The sequence below is a fragment of the Geobacter metallireducens GS-15 genome (assembly GCF_000012925.1).
In the GTDB taxonomy this organism is placed as follows: Bacteria; Desulfobacterota; Desulfuromonadia; order Geobacterales; family Geobacteraceae; genus Geobacter; species Geobacter metallireducens.
The window spans coordinates 1,885,987-1,904,918 of sequence record NC_007517.1 but is presented as its reverse complement, the minus strand read 5'-3'; the positions used below and the strand labels follow the sequence as shown (position 1 = coordinate 1,904,918).

The window sequence follows — 18,932 nt, the reverse complement described above, 5'->3', positions numbered from 1 at the left end:
GGAAGGGGGGGTTAATTTATACGAAAATCTTTATCCGTCAGCCCGGAGTTTTTGCGCACCCGGCTGAAAGTGATGAGAGTCCGGTCGCCGTTCTTTTCGCTGATGACCAGCTTCCTGATGGTTCCGTCAGTCAGCAGCGTCACGGCAAACTCACGCACCTGCCCGCCGCTACGGGGGATCACGGTTATGGTAAGGGCGTCACCCTGCTGATCGGCCCTGACATCGACTCCGTCCGGAAGGCTGGTCACCGGCCGCGCCAGGAACGTGAACCAATGCTGCAGGCTCTGTTCGGGAGGAAGCGCCATCTGGCTGGTGCTCTTCTCCCGTGGGAAATAAAGGGTGATTTGCGTGTCGTTCAGGAGGAGTCTGCTTGCCCGGGGCGGGTTGAGCTCCATGAAGAAGAGGGACGGTTTCCGGAAACGGACCGTACCGGTGCTGACCATTTTGCGCTTGAGGAGAGAGATCTGTTTTTCCTGCACGATGTCGGCGGAAAAGTCGGTGATGCCGGCAAAACTCCGGCGGAGCGTCTCAAGCCCTTCCACCGGCGCGATCTGCCGGGCCGCGGCACTCCCCCCCCATGCCAGAACGAGGAGCAGCGTCAGCGTCATTACCGTGGATATCACTTTTCGCATCTAAATCCTCCCCATGCCGAGGGTAAAGCCGGCCGTGGCCAGCACCCGCCCCTCAACGGAAACCTCCCCTTCCAGCAGGTGGAGACGACCGAAGGACTTGATCACCCTGACTGTCACCTCCAGCAGATCGCCGGCTGAGGCGGAACCGATGAACGTGGCCCGATCGATAGCCGCCAGGAATCCCCCCTCCCCCTCCTCATGTCCGGCGGCGATCCCCCCCAGCTGGGCCATCGCCTCGATAAGGAGCACGTCCGGGAAGTGCCTCGTGCCGCCGGTCACGGAGATGGCGGCCGTGGCCGTCTCGCCCGGTTGGAGCGCCACGATGCGGTCGAGAAGGAGAAAAGGACGGCGGTGGGGGAGATATGCTTCGGGGTTGGGATTAAACAGGAGCGCCTCCGCTGATCTCGATGGCAACGAAGGGGCCTTCCGGCGAAGCAGCCAGATGCAGGCCCTGTTCCCCCTCCCGAAGCGTAAGGAGCAGGGCCGCAAGGGCAAGCCCACCCATAGCCAGCGACCGGCCGGTCAGACGATGCAGTTGGAGCTGAGGCGCACCGGGTAACCGTTCCATCAACCGGGGAGAAAGGTCAGCGGTGCCGGAGACGGAAATGCGGTACTGGGAGAGGTTCTCGGGAAGAAGTCGGGCGACCCCCTCGTCCTCGGCACCGGGAAGGATGAGCCCCACCGACCGGATACCGGCAATCCTCCCCCGTACCGGCGCCCTGCGTCGCTCGGCATGGTCCCGACGTTCCAGAACCAGCAGGCCGCACCCTTCGCCGAATCCCCCTGCGTAGCTCCCAAGCTGCTTCATCGCGTCGAATCCCCTGATCATCATGGCATTCAACTCGTCGACACCACCGGCAATGATCACGTCCGCCCGCCCCTCTTCCAGGAAACGGCACCCCATCGTCAGGGCTGTCTCCGCCGAACAGAAACGCTGGACAAAGGTGACATTGGGCCCCTGGATGCCATGCTCGATGGAGGCATTACTGGCAGCGGCATTCGCCACCGTGTTGGGAAAGAGCATCGGTGAAAGGCCATCTACCCCCCCGGTGAAGTAGCCGCTGAGGAACTCGACCGAGTTGGCAATGCCGCCGAACCCGCACCCCAAAACGATGCCGACCCGCGTCGGATCGACTCCCTTCAGGTCGAGGACGGCGTCCCGCAGCGCCATGCCGGCGGCAGCCACGGCCATCAGGCTGCAGCGGTCAAACTTCCGTGCCTTGAGGGGGGGCATGAAGTCGGCGGCGCGAAATCCGTCCGCGGGCCCCCACAGGTGCCCTCCACCGGCAAGGTCTTCCGGAACGGGACGGAGGCGGCTCTGTCCGTCGCTGATCGCAGCGGCAAGGGTTTCGAGGCCAACCCCGGCCGCAGAGATGGCAGCGAGGCCGGTGACGACTATGTCATGGGTCACAGGTTTCATCGGGATAACACCAGGGTGGTGATGTTGCCGCCAAAGGCAAACGAGTTGGAGAGCGCGACGGTTGCCCCGCTGGCGCGTGGGCCGTCGTGGCAGTAATCCAGGTCGCATTCGGGGTCGCGTCCCCGGAAGTGCAACGTCTGAGGGATGATCCCCTCGTTCAGGGCGATGACAGTCGCCACCCCTTCGACGGCCCCGGCGGCACCCAGGCAGTGACCGGTAAGCGCTTTGGTGGAGACGAGTGGGACGTTGGCGACCCCCTCGCCGAAGACCAGCTTCATCGCCTTCGATTCGACCGCATCGTTCAACGGCGTTCCGGTGCCGTGGGCATTGACCCACCCCACCGCGCCAGCATCGATCCCCGCGATCCGCATGGCCTCGGTCATCACCCGGGCCGCCGCCGTTCCCGACGGCTCCGGGGCGGTCATATGGTAGGCTTCCCCGGCTGCCGCGTACCCTCGCACGTGGCCATAGACCGTTGCGCCGCGCTGCCGGGCGGCATCCGCGTCCTCCAGTACCATGAAGGCCGCACCTTCACCGAGGGAAATCCCCTGGCGACCAAGGCTGAAGGGGGAGCAGGGCTCGGGATCCACGACCCGCAGGGAGTTGAAGCCCGCAAAGGTGAGGAGGGAGAGAGTGTCCGTCCCCCCGCAGACCACGGCCTTGAGGCGACCGGAGGATACCAGGTCGGCCCCCCAGCCGATGGCGGTGGCCGACGACGAGCAAGCGGTGGTTATGGTCCCCTGGTAGCCGGCAAGCCCGAAGGTTTCGGCGATGACCGTGGAGGCCTTGTCGGGAAGGAGACCCCGGAGCAGACTCGGCCGCCCCTTGCGGCCAGCAATGCGCTCCTTGAGCCACTGCTCCGACTGGAACATCCCGGCTGCGCCTCCCCCCACCACGACCCCCATGTCATAGGGGGAGCAGTGCTTGCCGATGCCGCTGGCCCGGAGGGCCTCGCCGGCGGCGATCACGCCGAACTGATCCGCCCGGGAGAGCCGGGAGACAGCTTTCCGGTCGAAGTGGTCAAGGGGATCGTATTCCTTCACCTGGACGCCAATTTTGGAGGGGAAATCAGAGACATCGAAGAGGTCCAGAGGGGCGACCCCGCTCTTCCCGTTCATAAGGGCATCGGTGAAGGAAGGGATATCCTTCCCTGCGCCACAGAAGATGCCGAGTCCGGTTATGGCGACAACGCCGGCGCTCACAGGATCCCTCCATCAACCACCAGGCTCTGGCCAGTGATATAGGTGGCCCGATCCGATGCCAGAAACGCCACCGCATCGGCCACCTCGCAGGTGGTGCCGAGACGCCCCAGCGCCGCCCCCGCGACGATTCTGTCGACCATGTCGCGCTTCATTCCCGCGATCATTTCCGTTTCGATCAGGCCGGGGACGACAGCATTCACCCGGATTCCCATGGGACCGGTCTCCCGGGCGAGGGCCTTGGTGAAGCTGATGATCCCTCCCTTGCTGGCGGCGTAGTTGGTCTGGCCGGCGGTGCCGGCAATGCCCGAGATGGAGGAGACGTTCACGATGGCACCGCGACGGTTGGCCATCATCTTCCGTATCCCCCACTTGCAGCAATGGAAAAGGGGGTAGAGGTTGCCGCGAATGACGGCGTCCCAGTCGTCGTCCGCCATCATCGCCAGGTAACCGTCGCGGATAATGCCGGCATTATTGATCAGTATATCGATCGTTCCCGAGGCGGCAGCCGTTTCGATGAGCCCCTGGGCACCTTCCTGGGTACTGACGTCGGCCTGCAGGGTCACTATCTCGCCGGAGAGGCCGGCCGCTTCAGCCGCGACTTCCCGGGCCGCGTTCTCGTTCCGGAGATAGGCCGCGAACACCCTGGCCCCTTCCCGGGCGAAACGGAGGGCAATGGCCCGACCGATACCCCGGGTACCACCGGTCACGACAATGGTATTACCTGCGAATTCCATGCTGGCTCCATGCATAAAGACTTTGTGAAAGGATGTATTTTACTGGTCACAGGCTGAAAAGTCCAGAATGAAGGGGTACAGCATCAGGAGGGCGAGTGGCTCCAAGGGGAAGGAACAGATCCCCTGCGGCGGCCAAGAAGCTTGAGCATTTTCCAGAGGGGACCGGGACCGGCAAAGTGCCGGAGCGCCTCCAGCATCGCATCGTTGGCGGTGATTTCCAACCCCGGGACGACCCAGTTGGTCCGTTTGAGCGCCTCCTCCCGCACCAGTTCGCAAAGAGTGTCGGCAATGGTCGGGGCAATGTAGAACGCGGGTCGTAGGAGATCGGTTTCCGGAGTGATGAGACCATCGGCCAGCGCCTGTCGGTAGATTGCCGTCCCCGGGAATATCCTGATGCCGGTCATGGCGATTACCGCCGTGGGAGCCACTTCGTCCATAAGGGCGAAACTCTCGGCAATGGTTGCCGGCGTCTCCCCAGGCCCGCCGAACAGGATGTAGTGGGCGAAATCGACGCCGGCCTCCCGGCAGAGTCGGGACGCCTCCCGAACCTTCTCGATGCCGAAGGACTTGCGCAGGTTCCTGAGCATGACCGGGGAACCGGAATCGGTACCGAATTCGAGAGCGTCGCATCCGGCGGCCAGCATGGCGTCCAGAAGCTGCGGCGGGAGAAAATCGGGATTGATGAAGGCCGACCAGGCCACCGGCAGCCGGGCCGCCGACATGGCGCGGCAGAGCTCCAGGGCGAACTCCAGTGGATAGTTGAAGATGTCGTCGACGAAATAGAGGTAGCTGACCCCGTGGACGTCCACCAGATCCCCAATCTCGGCGATGATGTCGGCAACCGGGCGAAGCCGCATCCGCTCCCCCTCCAGGAGGGGATACGTGCAGTAGATGCACGAGAAGGGGCATCCCCGTTTGGTCTGGATGTTGGCCATCCCCCCCTCCCGGTGGTATCGCTCCACCTGGAACAACCCGCGCAACGGTGTGCCGATGGCCTGCACCGGGTGGGGAGGGAGAAAACCAGCGTTCTCCCGTGCGACAACTCCGGGAAGCCCGTCACCCCCTTCGCCTGCGGCGATACGCGCCAGGAGACGGGGGAGGACATCCTCTCCCTCACCGACCACCCCGTAATCGGCTCCCAGATAAGCAAGGACCTCCCGCGGCATCAGGGAAAAGCCGGAGCCGCCAACGACGACCGCCGCCCTCTCCCGGCAGATGGCCACCACATCCCGGACCCCAGAGAGGTACGAACGGGAGCCCGGATAGGTGACGTTGTCGATATTGCGCAGCGACAGCACCACCACGTCGGGGCTGAACTCCGCCAGGGCTTGGCGGGTGGCCTCTTCCGGATCGGCGGCGAAACAGAGGTCGAGGACCGACAGCCGGTGGCCGGCGGCCCGGAGCGGCCCGGCCAGGCAGGCGAGCCCCAGGGGGAATACCGGGTACGGGGCATGTTCCCGGTTGACGGAAACCAGCAGGACGTTCATGGCCCCCCCTGCCAGGCGAGCATCCGCTCCACCCGCTCGCCGATGACCTGCGGGAGTTGGTACTGAAGCACCCCGTCAAGGTCGGTGAGGACATGGACGGTCTTTCCCCGGGCGCGAACCTTGCCGTCACTGCCGATGATGGTGCAGCGGAATTCCAGGGTCGCCGCCTCACCCCGCGCCAGGGAAGTCCTGACGGTAAGCATTTCGCCGAGCAGGGCCGGCTGCAGGTACTTGAGCTCCAGATTCACCACCGGCCCAAGAAAGCCGGCGGCGGCAAGGCTCTCCACGTCGAGGCCGAACTGCTCAGCCAGCACGCTGCGCCCCACCTCCATCCAGGCAACATAGTGTCCGTGCCAGGCGACCCGGTAGGCGTCAATCTCGTTGAAGCGCACCTTTATCTGAGTCTCATGGTGTCTCACGCCCCTCACCTGCCCCCTTCGCTGGCAATCCAGCGGTTGTACTTTTTCAGGGAATCGCCGACGCCAACCTCCACGAAACGGCTCACACCGGCATCGGAGAGCGCCTGGAAAGTCCGCTCCCAGTAAACGGGGAGCGAGAGTTCCCGCACCAGAAACTCCGGCAGGTCGGCAGCAGAAAGATAATCCTGGTCAATGTGGCTCATGAGCGGAAGCACCGGTTCCCGGAAACGGTAGTCACCGATAACCTCCCGCAGCTCGCCGGCCACCTCCTCCATAAGAGGCGAATGAAGCGGCGCATCGCAGGGGAAGCTTCGAGCCGTAAACGCGCCGTTGTTCAACGCTTCGGCCACGGCATCCTCCACATTCCGCCGTTCGCCGGAGAGGAGGAAATGGCGCGATGTGTTGTAGTTTGCCAGAAAGACGCCGTTGTTTTCGGCCACGGCCATGAGCGGGGCAGCGGTGAGTCCCGTGACGCAGCCGAGGGCGTAGGACCTCCGTGTCCCCATGGCAGCGATGCAGGCCCCGATGCGGCACGTCAATTCCAGGGCATCCCCGTCGTCAAGGGCTCCGCATGCGGCCATGGCCGGATAGATCCCCATGCTGTGCTCGGCGATGATTGCGGGAACCGTCCCTTCACGACGCAACCGCCGGCAGCGGTAAAGGCTCATCGCTACGCCGTAGACCTGAAGCCGTACATGCTCCGTCAGTCCCTCACCGAGCAAGGCAGAGTCAGCCAGGTCAAGGCCAGTCCGGTCCAGGGTCAGTGCCGTTGCCTGCCGGAAATCGGGATCGTCGGGAACCGTTGTTTCAAAGGTCAGGGGTTGGCCGGGAAACATGAAGCAGATCACGCGACCCTCCCCTTCCGGCGGATAGCGCTGCGGAATCCGAAATTCATGGGGGCGAATACCTGGACCGAGCGGTGGGCCTTGAAGATTCTCCGGTACATGGATGGTAAGGAGTAAAAGGAACGGTTCAGCCAGTCATACCCCTGCTGAAGCTCGTCAACGGACATCCCACGCGGGAGGAAAGTGACGTGCTCCATGTCGTAGTCCTGCCAGTCGCTGGAGATGATCCGGCCTTCCGCCTCAAGCCGCCGTCGGACCTCGGTGCCGGGATAGGGGGTAAGAATCGGGAAAATCGCCGCCTCTAGCCGCGCCTCCTCGCAGAAGCGGAGGAGCCCCTCGAAGACGGCGGGAGTGTCGTTGTCGCAGCCGAGGACGAACGAGCCGAGAATGCCGATGCCGTTGTCACGGAAGGCTTGGGCATCCTCCAGGTAGGAACGGGCCGTGTTGGTCACCTTCCCCATGGCGGCAAGGGCGTCCTGGTTCAGGGACTCGAAGCCGACGAACATCCCGACGCAGCCGGCCTCGCCGGCGGCCCGCAGGAACTCCCGGTCGTGGGCGAAATCGATGGGGGCGTGGGAAAGCCACTTGAACCCCATCCCCTTCATGCCGGCAAAGAGGGAGAGGGCGTAGGTGCGGTCGGCCACCAGGTTGTCATCCACGAAAAAGGCGAAGGAGTTCCGGCGGCGGAGGAGTTCCAGCTCGGCCAGAACGTTATCCACCGGCCGCTTGCGGTACCTACGGCCGTAAAAGGCGGTAACGGAGCAGAATTCACAATCAAAGGGACAGCCCCGGGTGGTCTGGAGGGTATTGGTGAAGAGGTACCGCTTCCCCTGGAATAGCTCACGACGGGCCACGGGAATCGCTTCCATGGCGAGTGCGGTTGCGGCCCGGTAGATGCGCTGCAGCTCGCCCCGCTCAAGGTCGGCCAGGAGTTGGGGCCAGACCACCTCACCCTCTCCCACCACCACGGCATCCACGTGCTGGAGCGCCTCTTCCGGCAGGTTGCTGGCGTGGAAGCCCCCCATGACCACCCGCTTCCCCCGGGCGCGGAACGCGGCAGCGATCCGGTAGGCCTGGGGTGCCTGGGGAGTCATGGCGGTAATTGCCACGAGATCGGCGTCGGAATTCAGATCGAGCGGCTCGATATTCTCGTCGCAAAGGGCCACGTCCCACGATTCGGGGGTGACGGCCGCCAGCGCGGCAAGGGAAAGGGAAGGAAACTTGAAGCCCAGCTCCCCCCAGAGCCTCCCCCGCGGCCATCCGGGAGAGACGAAGAGGAGCTTCATTTACGGTTTTCCGCGACAAAGTCGGCCACGGTACGGACCGACTGAAAGACCTTGGTCCCGGTGGCAGCATCGGGAACAACGACGCCGTACTGCTTCTCCATGGCCACCACCAGTTGGAGGGCATCAATGGAGTCAAGTCCCAACCCCTCGCCAAAGAGCGGCGCATCGGTATCGATCTCGGCGGGAGTCATACCCTCAATCCGGAGGGCGTCTATGATGAGTTGTTTAACTTCTTCAATCAGTTGGTCTGCCATGCCTTATCCTTTTGTGTGCGATGATTGGTCCCAGTAAGGGAAAAAATTATACCACTGGTCGGGATAGACCCGGATGTATTTTTCGAAGAGCCGAATGAGCCGTTCGACCCCCTCCCGGATCACGATACCGTGGTCCCTGTGCCCGCTCCGGAAATGGATCGGCTCCTCCATGATGGTGGCGTACCTCCCCCCTTCAAGGGGGACGAAGACCGGGATGACCGGTGCCCCGCTGGCCAGGGAGAGATAGGCGGCCCCCAGGGGAATATTGGCGGGGCGGCCAAAAAATTCGACGGACATCGTGTGGGAGGAGCCGTCCCGGTCCCCCAGCAGCGCCACGACCTCGTTGCGGCGCAGGGCGTTGACCGCCTCGATGATGGCCAGCGGCGAGGTGTCGTGGCGGTCCACGTAGATGAACCCTATCCCCCGCTCCCCCCGAACCCGCTCCCGCAGTTCATTCACCTTCTCGTCCGGTTCCCGGAAGGTGAGGACGTTGATCTTGTACCCCAGATCGGCCAGCCCCAGCCCACCGAGCTCCCAGTTCCCGAAGTGGGGCGAGACGAGAATGGCGCCGGTGCCCGCCGCCAGGGCCTCATCCAGGGGGGTACTCATGCTGCGTCGGCCGATCAGGGAAAAGAGGCGCTCCCCCGTGAGGCGCATCATCAGCATCACGTCGGCCCAATTGCGGGCATACTTGTAGAAGGTGCTGATCAGCAGCCCCTCCACATGGCGGCGGCCGGTCACCACCCGAAGGTTTTCCCGGGTGCCACGCCGCTGGGTGCCCGCAAGGAAGTAGACAATCCCGGCGGTGACAAAGGCAAAGGGGGGGAAAAGCCACCGCGGCACGAGGCGGGTGAACAGGTTGATCAGGAACAGGTTGATACTGTTGTAATAGGTCACCGCTTACGGTTCTTCACTTTCTTTTCAGCGCGGCCGGTATCGACGAATTCCCGCTCCCATGCGGGATCGGCGATCCCGGCATACTCCGTAGCGTAGGCATCCACCTGCCCGGCAAGGCCGGTAAATATCTCGGCAGCGCCCTCATGGGTCGGATAGACCCCTTCGGAGTTGAAGAGTTCCCGTCCCACCTCGGGGTGGTCGATCAGCATGCAGGGACGGAGGAGATTCTCATGCTCCCCCTGCTGCTGGCGGATCTTCTGGAAGAGCGGCGACCGGAGCGCATCCTTGAGAGAGGTACGGCGGATGTTGTCCACGGCAAAGTGACAGAAAACGCACGGCTCGATGTCGCCGTTGGCGTTGATGTGGAAGTATTTCCGTCCTCCGGCGATGCAGCCGCTGATGATGGGGCCGTCGTTCCAGAAATCGATGAAGAGCATCGGCTTGGTGGCGCGGAACTCGGCGACCCTCGTCCGAAGAAGGTCCCGCTGCTCGGGCGTGGCCATCAGTTCCAGGTTCGGATCTCGCCCCACCGGCACGTAGGTGAAGAGCCAGAGGGCGAATACCCCCTTCTCCAGGAGCATGTCGATGAAGCTTCCGTCGGTGATGACCGGGGTGTTCCTGCTGGTCTGGGTGAAGGAGCCGCAGAAGGAGAGCCCCGCGTTCCGCAAAAGATCCATGGCCCCCATGACCTTGCGGAAGTGACCGGGACCGCGCCGCTCGTCGGTTTCCGGCTCATACCCCTCCAGGGAAAAGGCGGGCATGACGTTCCCCACCTCGATCAGCCGCTCAACCATGGCCTCGTCGATGAGCCCGCCGTGGGTAAAGACCAGGAACGCCATGTCGGAATGCTTGCGGAAGATCTCGAAGATATTCGGCATGAAAAACGGCTCACCGCCGGAGATGACCGCGAAGTAGACCCCCATCTCCTTCATCTGGGTCAGGACCGAGTCCACCTCCTCCAGTGAGAGTTCCAGCCCCTTGCCGTAATCGCCGGCATAACAGCCGTAGCAGGAGAGGTTGCATTTCATGGTGGGGCTGATGACTACCGTGGAAGGGGGATAGTACCCTTCCCGGTCGGCCCAGGCCTTCCGCTTGTTGGTCCCTATCAGGAGGTGGTTCACCGCCAGGTTGGTGATCCACTTGTCGCGCTGGTTGGGGTGGAGGTCGCGGAGGATCCGGCGGGGAAACTCGATGCTCGGATGGTTTTCCCGGATGAGCTGCCTGATCCACCGGATCCGCTCCCGGTAGTAGTCTTTTTTCGGGATCAGCTCCATCAGGTGGGTCATCCGAGCCAGGGTCTCGTTGGACGAGTTGGTGGCCAGAGACAGGAGGAGCGAAACGATCTTTTCCGTTGAATAGTTTTTAAGGCTTTGCAGCATGGCTAGAGTTCCCTACATATACCGAAGAAATGTCATGCAAATGTTCCAGGTGTCGCGCACCGGCCGGAAATGGCTGGTGGCCCGGCCGTCCGCCACCCGGGCCGGCACTGGCACCGAGCCGATGGTGCAACCGGCCTGCCAGGCCTTCATCAGGATTTCCATCTCCAGATCGTAGCCGTCTTTCCCGAGAGACACCATCCGCAGGAGACGGGCCGAGTAATAGCGAAAGCCCGACTGACTGTCGTCGATCTGAAAGCCGGTCCGCTTCTTCATGCACCAGGCGCCGAACCGGTTCCAGTGGCGCCGCAGCCCTGCCATCTGGTTGAACTGGGCGAAGCGGGAGGCCACGAGGATATCCCAACCGTCGTTCTTGGCCGTTTCCGCCAGAAGTGTGATGGCCGTAGGGTCGTGCTGTCCATCCGAATCCAGGGTGATCACGCCGGAAAAACCGTATTCCAACGCCCATGCGAAGCCTGTCTTCAGGGCTGCCCCTTTGCCGCGATTTCTCCCGTGGCTGACCAGGTTCACCGGCAGTCCCCTGACGCAGTCTGCCGTGCCGTCCTCGGAGCCGTCATCGACGACCACGAGGGGCAATCCCTGTTCCAGAGTCTCCCGAACAACTGCTTCAATTGTCAAAGCGGCATTGAATGCCGGTATAACTACGCAGATTCCCACTGATCCACCAGATTGCCCAGAGAAGTAAAACGAAACCGCTTCATAAGCGGGACCAGCCGCTGCAATGCGTCAGTCCGTGGGCCATAGGCCACAAACTGTCGAAAGAGCGACAATGGAAGACGCGGACCACTGGGGTCAATCTCCCGGGGATGAAGATAGAAAACAGCCGATTGTCCCTCTTCATTGAGGCGCTGTACAGTCCGCTCGATCATCCGCGGCGGAAAGAACCTGAATCCCCATCCCCCGCCGGTCGGGAGGTTTCCCAGCATCGACGGCGTTACCATCGGGGGAATCTCCCAGAGACTTTTCCCAGCCATCCCGATTTTGTAGGGAACGCGGGAACCGGACCGATCCCCCACAAAAGGGAGCGGGTTGCAACTGGAATCGTAGCGGAATCCCTCATCATGCAGGATCTCGAATGCCCACGGTGTCACCGTACGCGAAAGAGACCACTGGGGGGCACGAAACCCGATGGGCCGCTTGCCCGACTGAATCGAGAGAATATCATTGGTTCGGCGCAATTCGTCGCGAAATGCGGCCGGCGACAACGCTGTAATCAGCGTATGGGAGAAACCGTGCGATGCAACCTCGTGGCCGGCCGCTGCTATTGCCGGGACCAGCGACGGCAATGCTTCGGCTACCGAACCGAGTACGAAGAAGGTGGCCGTAACGTCCACCGCCGCGAAACACTCGAGCAGCCTGTCAACATTCCGCAGGACGTGCGACGGGTGAGTTCCGTAACCGTATCCTGCAACACCACAGACGTGAAACCATTCCTCCACGTCAATGGTTAGAGCATTATTCATTCTCTGGTTTGTTCCCCTCACCTAAATCATCAAGTTTCCGAAAATATCAATTTTACAGTGGTGAAGTCAAGAGCCGGGGCCTTGGCGCGGCCTACCCTAATGAGACAGCGTGAAGGAATCAATGCTCCCCCTGTAGCTGCCAGGACGGTAGTAGGTAACCACCCGGGCATAAGGATCACCGACCCGCCGGCGCAGGAGGCGGTCACGTCGTCCAGGTTGCTACAGTGCTGCGCTTGATCCCTTCTCAAGGAGGTAATCGGCAAACGCGCGGTTTGCCCGGGAGAGATATCCATGCTTTTTCCAGGCGATCAGAAGATCGAGGAACAGCGGTGGATCCAGGGATATTGCCGTAAGATCGTCATCTTCAGCAACCACCATCCTCAAAAAGACCGAAATACCCATACCCTTCTGGACCAGCGACTTGACCAGAGTGTAGAGATTTGTTTCAAATCTGATGGTTGGACTGAGGCCTGCCCCCCTCAGAACGTCAAGGATGAGTTCCCTCAAATAGTACCCTTCCCGGTAGAAGATCAACGGATGCCTGGCGAACTCGTGCAGCGTCAGGCTCCCCCTTGACGCCAGGGGGTGGCTCCTGGGGACGCAAACGATCACCTCTTCCCGCAGGAACCTTCTCACCTCAAGCGTTTCGGGGAAGCTCGCGCCGGCAACGACCCCCATGTCCAGTTCCCCGTCAATGATCATCTTCTGGATTTTTGAAGCTCCCTCACCCGACACCGTAAGGTGCAAATCGGGGTAGCTGTTGGAGAAGTCACGGATGATCTCCGGGAAGAAATATGCACTCATCATCGGAGGGATTCCCACCCGCACCTCGCCTTTGGCAAGCCCCCGCAGTTCCTCCATTTCCGTCTCCGCCGACTTCACCTCATCCAGTATCTTCTCCGCATGCCGCAGAAAGATCTCTCCCTCGGCGGTCAGGGAAATTCTCCTCTCCTGACGGTTGAAGAGTATGAGGTCAAGTTCCTCTTCCAACTTCTTCATAGCCATGCTCACTGCCGGCTGGGCTACGTGCAACCGTTCCGCAGCCTTGGTGAAGCTGCCGTATCTGACGATCTCGGCAAAAAATTGCAACTGGCGGATATCCACATGAACCCTTTCCATAAAAACTAATTATGGCGAACATAAATATTATATATTTTATTTCACTACTGTCCGGTTAATAGTTGAATAAGTTCAGTTGGTTGCGCTCAGGATAATCAGCATTTCGCTTGAGAGCCTCCGCAACCAGCGATGAAATGGGCTTTTTCTCGAACAAGTTGACCTCCAGAATCTGTAGAAAAGTGTAGAGCGAACACGGAACCCCCAACTTCTTTTTCGTGATCGCCACCAGCAGATAGATGCACAAGGCAACCCATATCTGGCTCTTCACGGCATTGACTGACGTTCCGATGAACGACTTGATCCGCAGGTGCTGTTTGATCCATTTGAAAAACAGCTCCACCTGCCAGCGCTGCTTGTAAATCGCAGCCACCGTCGCTGCCGGAATCTCGAAGTTGTTCGTGAGAAATACGAGTCGCTTGTTCCGTTCTTTGTCAACATAGCTGACCCGGCGCAGTTTCTCCGGATACCCCTTTTTCGACTTCTGCGTCACCAGGGTGATAATCTGGTCTGCCCGTACACCTGATTCCTTGTCCTTCGGATGGGAATATAACCGCTGGCATTTCAGGTTGTCCTTTGCCCGAACTACGAAGAATGCTCCCTGCTTGTGGATGGAGTGGAGCCGGGCAAAATCGACATACCCTCTGTCCATCGTGTAAATGGCATCCTTTGCAACCGGCAGATGGTCCAGCATCCTGACATCGTGGACCTTGCCAGTGGTAATAGTGACCCAGGTTGGAATGGGACCACGCAGATCAATGAGCGTATGCATCTTGACCGCCGCCTTGGTTTTGCGGAACTCGGCCCATGGGAACAGCGTAAGGCACAGGTCGATAGTGGTCGAGTCAAAGGCGTAGAGCGGTTGCGTAAGCTCAACGGCGATGGCATCAGCCTGGTACAGCTGCTGAGCTATGCCGATCAGTACATGACCGAAGTCTTGGAAGATACGCCAGTCCCTGCGCTCGTTCGCGTCGGCAAGGGTCGTGCGGGAGACATCACCACGAAAGCCGATGTGGTACAGCTTCTCCTGGTGGGAGTTCAGGCAGGTCTCGATATCCCGCAAGCTCTCACGGCCAGCCATCTGGGCATAAGCCAGGCAGAGGAACTGGTCATAGGTCGAGAACTTCTTCTCCCGATACTCGCCACGGTGTCGGCGAACGCAGAGATTGAATTCGTACCGGGGCAGAAACTGCAGAAGTTGTTTGAAAACGGTCGGACCGGTGTGCATTGCTCCCCTCCTGTAAAGGGAGGAAGGCTACACCCAGAACGAATTCATGTCGAAAAAAGAACAATTGTGCCAAAGAGCAATAAAGTTCAACAAGTTACAGCTGTACAATCAAAGTTTACCGGACAGTAGTAATTTTATTTATATTTAATCCATTGGTATCTTCATCTAATGAATAAAGCTACCAACGCATCGAAACACCCCTTCATACTCACGCCATGATCAACTAGGAAACTGTTTTGAGCTTGGAGAAAGGATTTATAATGGAAATGACCGCTGCGCCGGCTATCCAACCAGCAGACATGACCCGACGCCAACTGGCACGGCTGGTCCTGATCCTCGGGGCGCTGACTGCCTTCAGTTCCATGTCCATCGACATGTACCTCCCCGCCTTCCCGCAGATCGCCCGGGATCTCGCCGCGCCGCTCGGTATGGTGCAGCTCTCCATCTCCGCCTTCCTCTTCGGTTCGGCCGCCGGGCAGCTGTTTTACGGCCCGATGGCCGACCGGTGGGGAAGGCGAACGCCCCTCCTCCTGGGACTGACGCTCTACGTCGCGGCAGCGTTCGGATGTGCCTTCGTCCACACGGGTGAGGGTCTCCTCTTCTGGCGCGTGGTAATGGCGGTCGGAGGGGGAGCCGGCATGGTGATCTCGCGCGCTGTGGTACGCGACCTCTACGATACCGCCGAAGCGGCGAGGATGTTTTCGCTCCTCATGCTGGTCATGGGCGCGGCGCCAATACTGGCTCCTATCGTGGGAGGACAGCTCCTGCTGATCACCGGATGGCGCGGCATTTTCGGCTTTCTGGCAATCTTCGGTCTCCTTTCCCTCGCCGCGGCGGCAATGTTCCTTCCCGAATCCCTGCCGGCGGAGCGTCGCAGCCGGCGCGGCGTTGTCGAGATGGGTACCATTTATGCTCACCTTCTCCGCAACAACCGTTATCTCCGCTACGCCATCGCCCTTGGCTGCGTCGCCGGGGTCAATTTTTCCTACATCTCGGGTGCACCATTCGTCTTCATCGAATTGCACGGCGTCACCCCCCAGCACTTCGGCCTTTTCTTCGGCGCCAACGCCTGCGGACTGATCGGCGCCTCCCAGGTCAACCGCCGCCTTCTTCGCCGCTTCAGCGCCCAACGTATCCTGGGCACCGCAGCCACCGTCAATGCGGTGGGAGCCCTTCTTCTCGCGGTTGCAGGGTTCACGGGGATCGGTGGTTTTCCTGTCCAGGTCGCACTCCTGTTCGTTTGCCTCTGTACGTCCGGGTTCCTCTATCCCAACGTGACCGCCCTCGCCATGGCCCCCTTCGACAAGGCGGCAGGGAGCGCGTCGGCGCTTCTGGGGACGATCCAGTACACCCTCGGGGCAACCGCGGGTGCGCTCGTGGGGATGTTCCACAACGGGACGGCGGTACCGATGACCGCTACCATGGCTCTCTGCGGGGTGCTGGGCTGGTGTGCCATTGTCGGGGTTGCCCGAGCATCGTCGGCCCGGCGTGCGCCGGCGCCATAAAGCATCGAGTGCCTTCAGTTGCCACCCGAATCGTATCGTGCCTCACTGCATGCGGGAAAAGAGGTGCGAAAACCATTCCCTGGCTCTGGAGGAACTGCGGGTCTGCCACTCCGACCTCCATACGGTGAGTGTCGAGTGGAGCATCCGGTCAGAACGGTAAAGGAGCCGAAAAGTCCGCTGGATTTCTGATTTGGGGCAAATGCATACGCTGGCAAAGTCCAGTCTTGGCACATTCCATTATCAATATCTATATCTGATCGGGAGATGAAACGATGAAACAGATTATCCTCCTGGCGGTCGCGGCGTTTCTGGCTCTTAACGGGGTTGCCGCGGCAAGCCCCTGTGACGACTGGAACATCCTGGAGAAGGAAATCCGCGACGGCCGGATCGACCGGATTTCCGCCAAAACCCGCATCGCTCAACTCCACCGGCTCCTCCTCGATACCTACGGCACCACTGCAGCCAATTCGGCAAAGGTCTTCCCGGTGGCGGACTATGATTACCGCGCCATCGGAGGGCGGCACGGCAACGACTACCGACCCGGCGGGTACTCCTTTTATCAGGGAGTCCGGCACGGCGGCCATCCGGCCCACGACATCTTCGTGCATGACCGGAACCAGGATTCCCTCGATGACGCCACCGGCAAGCCGGTCACCATCGTGGCGTCCGCTAACGGGGTCGTCATCGCCACGAATCCCTCCTGGGATTATCCCAGTCCCGTACGGGGCGGGAAGTACGTCTGGATCTTCAACACCGCCGAGGAACGCTATTACTACTATGCCCACCTTTCGTCCGTGACGGTAATGCCGGGGCAGACCGTTACCGCGGGCGAGCCCATCGGTTTTTTGGGGAGGACCGGGAAAAACGCCTACCCGCGCCGGTCTCCCACCCACCTCCATTTCATGGTCCTCTCGTACGCCGATGGGAGGATGCTTCCCATCAACCCCTACCGGGAACTCGTCGGAGCCGGGCGCGGCATAGTGAAAACTTCCCATTGACAACAGCGTTCTATTGAGTATTGTTACAAACCATAAATTTATATTCCCACATCACCAAGGAGGAACCCCATGAAACGTACCGCACTGCTCACCGCCGCCCTGATGCTCTCCTCGTCTCTTGCCTTTGGCGCCACCAAGACCTACCAGGCAACCGGTCCCGTCCTCGAAGTGAAGGACGACATGATCGTTGTCCAGAAGGGGAAAGAGAAGTGGGAAATCGCCAAGGACAAGGACACCAAGGTGACCGGCGACCTGAAGGTCGGCTCCAAGGTTACGGTCCAGTACACCATGAAGGCCGCCAGCATCGAGGCAAAGGGCGAGAAGAAAGCAGAGAAGAAGGCAGAAAAGAAGGTTGAAAAGAAAAAGTAGTGCCTCACCTCCTCAGCACCATGAAGGCCAGCCCGCAAGGACTGGCCTTTTTTTGCGCCGCTACGCCGCCGGAAGGAGGAACGCAGTCGATTGACGGGAATCGTTCTGGTGATTTAATTGAATGGCGGGCCCCACCCGTGATTCCCGACCACCACAACCAGAGGAGATATGTTAATGAGTGTACTCCAGGCTTCAGTCGGATATTTGGGGAAAAATATCGAAAATGATGTGGAAACAGTCCAAAGCCTCCTGAAGTCCAAGGGCTTTGACCCAAAGGGGATTGATGGCGTTTGCGGCAAGGACACCATCGCGGCGATACGCAGCTTCCAGGCCACGTTCATGACGAACCCCGACGGGCTCATAGAACCGGGGCGCAAGACCTGGCTCAAACTTGCGGGCACGGGTGGCGCAGCCACTGCCGATCTTTCCCCGTGGTGCGGCGACAGCGCCCGATGGTCCCAAGAGAAGAAACTCCAGAGCATGCATCCGGAACTGCGCCAGAAGGTTGCAGCGGTTCTGCAGGCGCTCGCCGGACGCGGCTTCCAGCCGAAGGTTTTTTATGGCTGGCGCTCGGTGGCGGTCCAGATGCAGCTCTACTATCAGGGGAACAGCAAGGTGAAGTTCAGCTTCCACAACGCCCAGCATCCCGACGGAATCCCCAACGCCTATGCGGCAGATATTGTGGACAGCCGCTTCGGCTGGGCTCCGGAGGCGGAACAGACGGGATTCTGGAAAGCCCTTGGCGAGGAGGCCAAGGAACTGGGCCTCGTCTGGGGAGGGGACTGGGTGAATTTCCGCGACTGGGCCCACGTACAGCTGGTGCCTAATGATGAACTTGGCCGGGTCAAACGGGAGAGCGGCCTGTGATCAAGGCAGCCCTTGTTGCAGCCATGATCGTTGGCTCAACACTGCCGGCTTGGGGAGAGCGGCTCTGGCTCGTGGTCGGCGCCAGCGACCGCACCGCCACGGGGATAGCGCGAAAGGCCAAGTCATTGGTCCCCACTGCCCCCAACGCCCTCGTTGTCCGGACCGGTGATTGTGGCGACAAGAGGAGCATCTTTGCCTGGGTGCCCGAGATTGCGGCCTCTCCCGGAGCAGCGCGTGCCGCTCTTTCCCGCGTGCGGGCCACCGCAAAGGATGCGTACGTAAAGCGCTGCGACGCACGACCGGGTACACTCCTGGCCCTGCGGGTGACCGCAGTGGACCCGTCCGTCGCGAATGTCCCGGAAACGGCGGTCAATTGGGAGGAGAAGGATCGGATCTCCACCGCCCGCCCCCTTCCCGACGGGCGCAGCATCGTCATCGTGCGCTCCTTTGCTCCAGCAGCCGATGGTCCCCTCGAAGGAAGGCGGGAGAGCGTGATGCTGGCGGAACCGTCCGGCAAACGACTGGTACTGGAAGAAAACTGCCCCAGTCCCGGCCCCATGGCCACGCAACAGGGGCGTATCGCATTTCACTGCGCACGGCAGGAGGCGGGCAATCACCTCCTCCATGATGTGGTCGTGTTCGGCAGATCAGGGGAAAAGCTCGCGGAAATCCGGCGCTGCCGCGACCCCAAATGGGCCGGCTCCCAAGCCATCGAATGCAGGGAAGAATCCGTGGACGCCGAAGGGGCGTTGAAGCTTCGGACTAAACGTATCGCCCTCCCTCCAACCAACTCCCCTTGACTGAACAGAATAC

Annotated in this window: 21 protein-coding genes; 5 read left to right on the top strand and 16 right to left on the bottom strand. The window is 61.0% G+C overall.

The genetic code is table 11. The features are described 5' to 3' along the window. Positions 1-11: 11 nt before the first annotated feature. The 16 genes from GMET_RS08545 to GMET_RS08470 form a co-directional block, all read right to left on the bottom strand. Positions 12-632 (bottom strand): LolA family protein, encoded by a 621-nt coding sequence (locus tag GMET_RS08545; protein WP_004514156.1) that lies wholly within the window; start codon positions 630-632, stop codon positions 12-14. Further along, positions 633-1,046, bottom strand: a complete 414-nt coding sequence (locus GMET_RS08540; RefSeq protein ID WP_004514157.1) for a 3-hydroxyacyl-ACP dehydratase FabZ family protein — start codon at positions 1,044-1,046, stop codon at positions 633-635. Beyond that, a complete protein-coding gene (locus GMET_RS08535) occupies positions 1,012-2,052 on the bottom strand; it encodes a beta-ketoacyl synthase N-terminal-like domain-containing protein (RefSeq protein ID WP_004514158.1) in 1,041 nt (346 codons plus the stop codon). Before GMET_RS08535 ends, GMET_RS08540 begins: the two co-directional genes overlap by 35 nt. Then, complete coding sequence (locus GMET_RS08530) at positions 2,049-3,254, bottom strand: beta-ketoacyl-[acyl-carrier-protein] synthase family protein (protein ID WP_004514159.1); 1,206 nt, start codon at positions 3,252-3,254, stop codon at positions 2,049-2,051. Before GMET_RS08530 ends, GMET_RS08535 begins: the two co-directional genes overlap by 4 nt. After that, positions 3,251-3,988: a 3-oxoacyl-ACP reductase FabG gene (gene fabG, locus GMET_RS08525; protein WP_004514160.1), complete on the bottom strand. Its 738-nt coding sequence runs from the start codon at positions 3,986-3,988 to the stop codon at positions 3,251-3,253. The genes GMET_RS08530 and fabG overlap by 4 nt, the downstream gene beginning before the upstream one ends. Positions 3,989-4,071: 83 nt before the next feature. Further along, positions 4,072-5,475, bottom strand: a complete 1,404-nt coding sequence (locus tag GMET_RS08520; RefSeq protein WP_004514161.1) for a lipid biosynthesis B12-binding/radical SAM protein — start codon at positions 5,473-5,475, stop codon at positions 4,072-4,074. Beyond that, positions 5,472-5,894: an acyl-CoA thioesterase gene (locus tag GMET_RS08515; protein WP_011365860.1), complete on the bottom strand. Its 423-nt coding sequence runs from the start codon at positions 5,892-5,894 to the stop codon at positions 5,472-5,474. The genes GMET_RS08520 and GMET_RS08515 overlap by 4 nt, the downstream gene beginning before the upstream one ends. Positions 5,895-5,899: 5 nt before the next feature. After that, a complete protein-coding gene (locus GMET_RS08510; protein ID WP_004514163.1) occupies positions 5,900-6,742 on the bottom strand; it encodes an ACP S-malonyltransferase in 843 nt (280 codons plus the stop codon). Continuing rightward, the gene (locus GMET_RS08505; protein WP_004514164.1) at positions 6,739-8,025 is read right to left on the bottom strand and encodes a B12-binding domain-containing radical SAM protein; all 1,287 of its coding nucleotides are present in this window, start codon (positions 8,023-8,025) and stop codon (positions 6,739-6,741) included. The genes GMET_RS08510 and GMET_RS08505 overlap by 4 nt, the downstream gene beginning before the upstream one ends. Continuing rightward, positions 8,022-8,279, bottom strand: a complete 258-nt coding sequence (locus GMET_RS08500) for a phosphopantetheine-binding protein (RefSeq protein WP_004514165.1) — start codon at positions 8,277-8,279, stop codon at positions 8,022-8,024. The genes GMET_RS08505 and GMET_RS08500 overlap by 4 nt, the downstream gene beginning before the upstream one ends. A 3-nt stretch (positions 8,280-8,282) precedes the next feature. Continuing rightward, positions 8,283-9,176 carry a lysophospholipid acyltransferase family protein gene (locus tag GMET_RS08495; RefSeq protein ID WP_004514166.1) on the bottom strand — a complete coding sequence of 298 codons (894 nt, stop codon included), beginning with the start codon at positions 9,174-9,176 and terminating at the stop codon, positions 8,283-8,285. Beyond that, complete coding sequence (locus tag GMET_RS08490; protein ID WP_004514167.1) at positions 9,173-10,555, bottom strand: radical SAM protein; 1,383 nt, start codon at positions 10,553-10,555, stop codon at positions 9,173-9,175. The genes GMET_RS08495 and GMET_RS08490 overlap by 4 nt, the downstream gene beginning before the upstream one ends. A gap of 12 nt (positions 10,556-10,567) precedes the next feature. After that, complete coding sequence (locus GMET_RS08485) at positions 10,568-11,191, bottom strand: glycosyltransferase family 2 protein (RefSeq protein ID WP_238379004.1); 624 nt, start codon at positions 11,189-11,191, stop codon at positions 10,568-10,570. 23 nt (positions 11,192-11,214) lie between these two features. Then, positions 11,215-12,036, bottom strand: a complete 822-nt coding sequence (locus tag GMET_RS08480) for a polysaccharide deacetylase family protein (RefSeq protein WP_004514169.1) — start codon at positions 12,034-12,036, stop codon at positions 11,215-11,217. Positions 12,037-12,255: 219 nt separating this feature from the next. Then, the gene (locus tag GMET_RS08475; protein ID WP_011365859.1) at positions 12,256-13,140 is read right to left on the bottom strand and encodes a LysR family transcriptional regulator; all 885 of its coding nucleotides are present in this window, start codon (positions 13,138-13,140) and stop codon (positions 12,256-12,258) included. Between the two features lie 70 nt (positions 13,141-13,210). After that, positions 13,211-14,380, bottom strand: coding sequence for an IS4-like element ISGme2 family transposase (locus GMET_RS08470; RefSeq protein ID WP_004514806.1), 1,170 nt, complete (start codon positions 14,378-14,380; stop codon positions 13,211-13,213). 260 nt (positions 14,381-14,640) lie between these two features. Here GMET_RS08470 and GMET_RS08465 point away from each other — a divergent pair, with 260 nt between their 5' ends. The 5 genes from GMET_RS08465 to GMET_RS08445 all read left to right on the top strand — a co-directional run bounded on the left by GMET_RS08465 (position 14,641) and on the right by GMET_RS08445 (position 18,919). Continuing rightward, the gene (locus GMET_RS08465) at positions 14,641-15,885 is read left to right on the top strand and encodes a multidrug effflux MFS transporter (protein ID WP_004511382.1); all 1,245 of its coding nucleotides are present in this window, start codon (positions 14,641-14,643) and stop codon (positions 15,883-15,885) included. Positions 15,886-16,157: 272 nt separating this feature from the next. Then, the gene (locus tag GMET_RS08460) at positions 16,158-16,883 is read left to right on the top strand and encodes a M23 family metallopeptidase (RefSeq protein WP_004511383.1); all 726 of its coding nucleotides are present in this window, start codon (positions 16,158-16,160) and stop codon (positions 16,881-16,883) included. Between the two features lie 69 nt (positions 16,884-16,952). Beyond that, positions 16,953-17,252 (top strand): hypothetical protein, encoded by a 300-nt coding sequence (locus GMET_RS08455; protein WP_004511384.1) that lies wholly within the window; start codon positions 16,953-16,955, stop codon positions 17,250-17,252. 174 nt (positions 17,253-17,426) lie between these two features. Further along, complete coding sequence (locus GMET_RS08450) at positions 17,427-18,119, top strand: peptidoglycan-binding protein (protein ID WP_004511385.1); 693 nt, start codon at positions 17,427-17,429, stop codon at positions 18,117-18,119. Then, positions 18,116-18,919: a hypothetical protein gene (locus tag GMET_RS08445; RefSeq protein ID WP_004511386.1), complete on the top strand. Its 804-nt coding sequence runs from the start codon at positions 18,116-18,118 to the stop codon at positions 18,917-18,919. The genes GMET_RS08450 and GMET_RS08445 overlap by 4 nt, the downstream gene beginning before the upstream one ends. Positions 18,920-18,932: the final 13 nt, after the last annotated feature.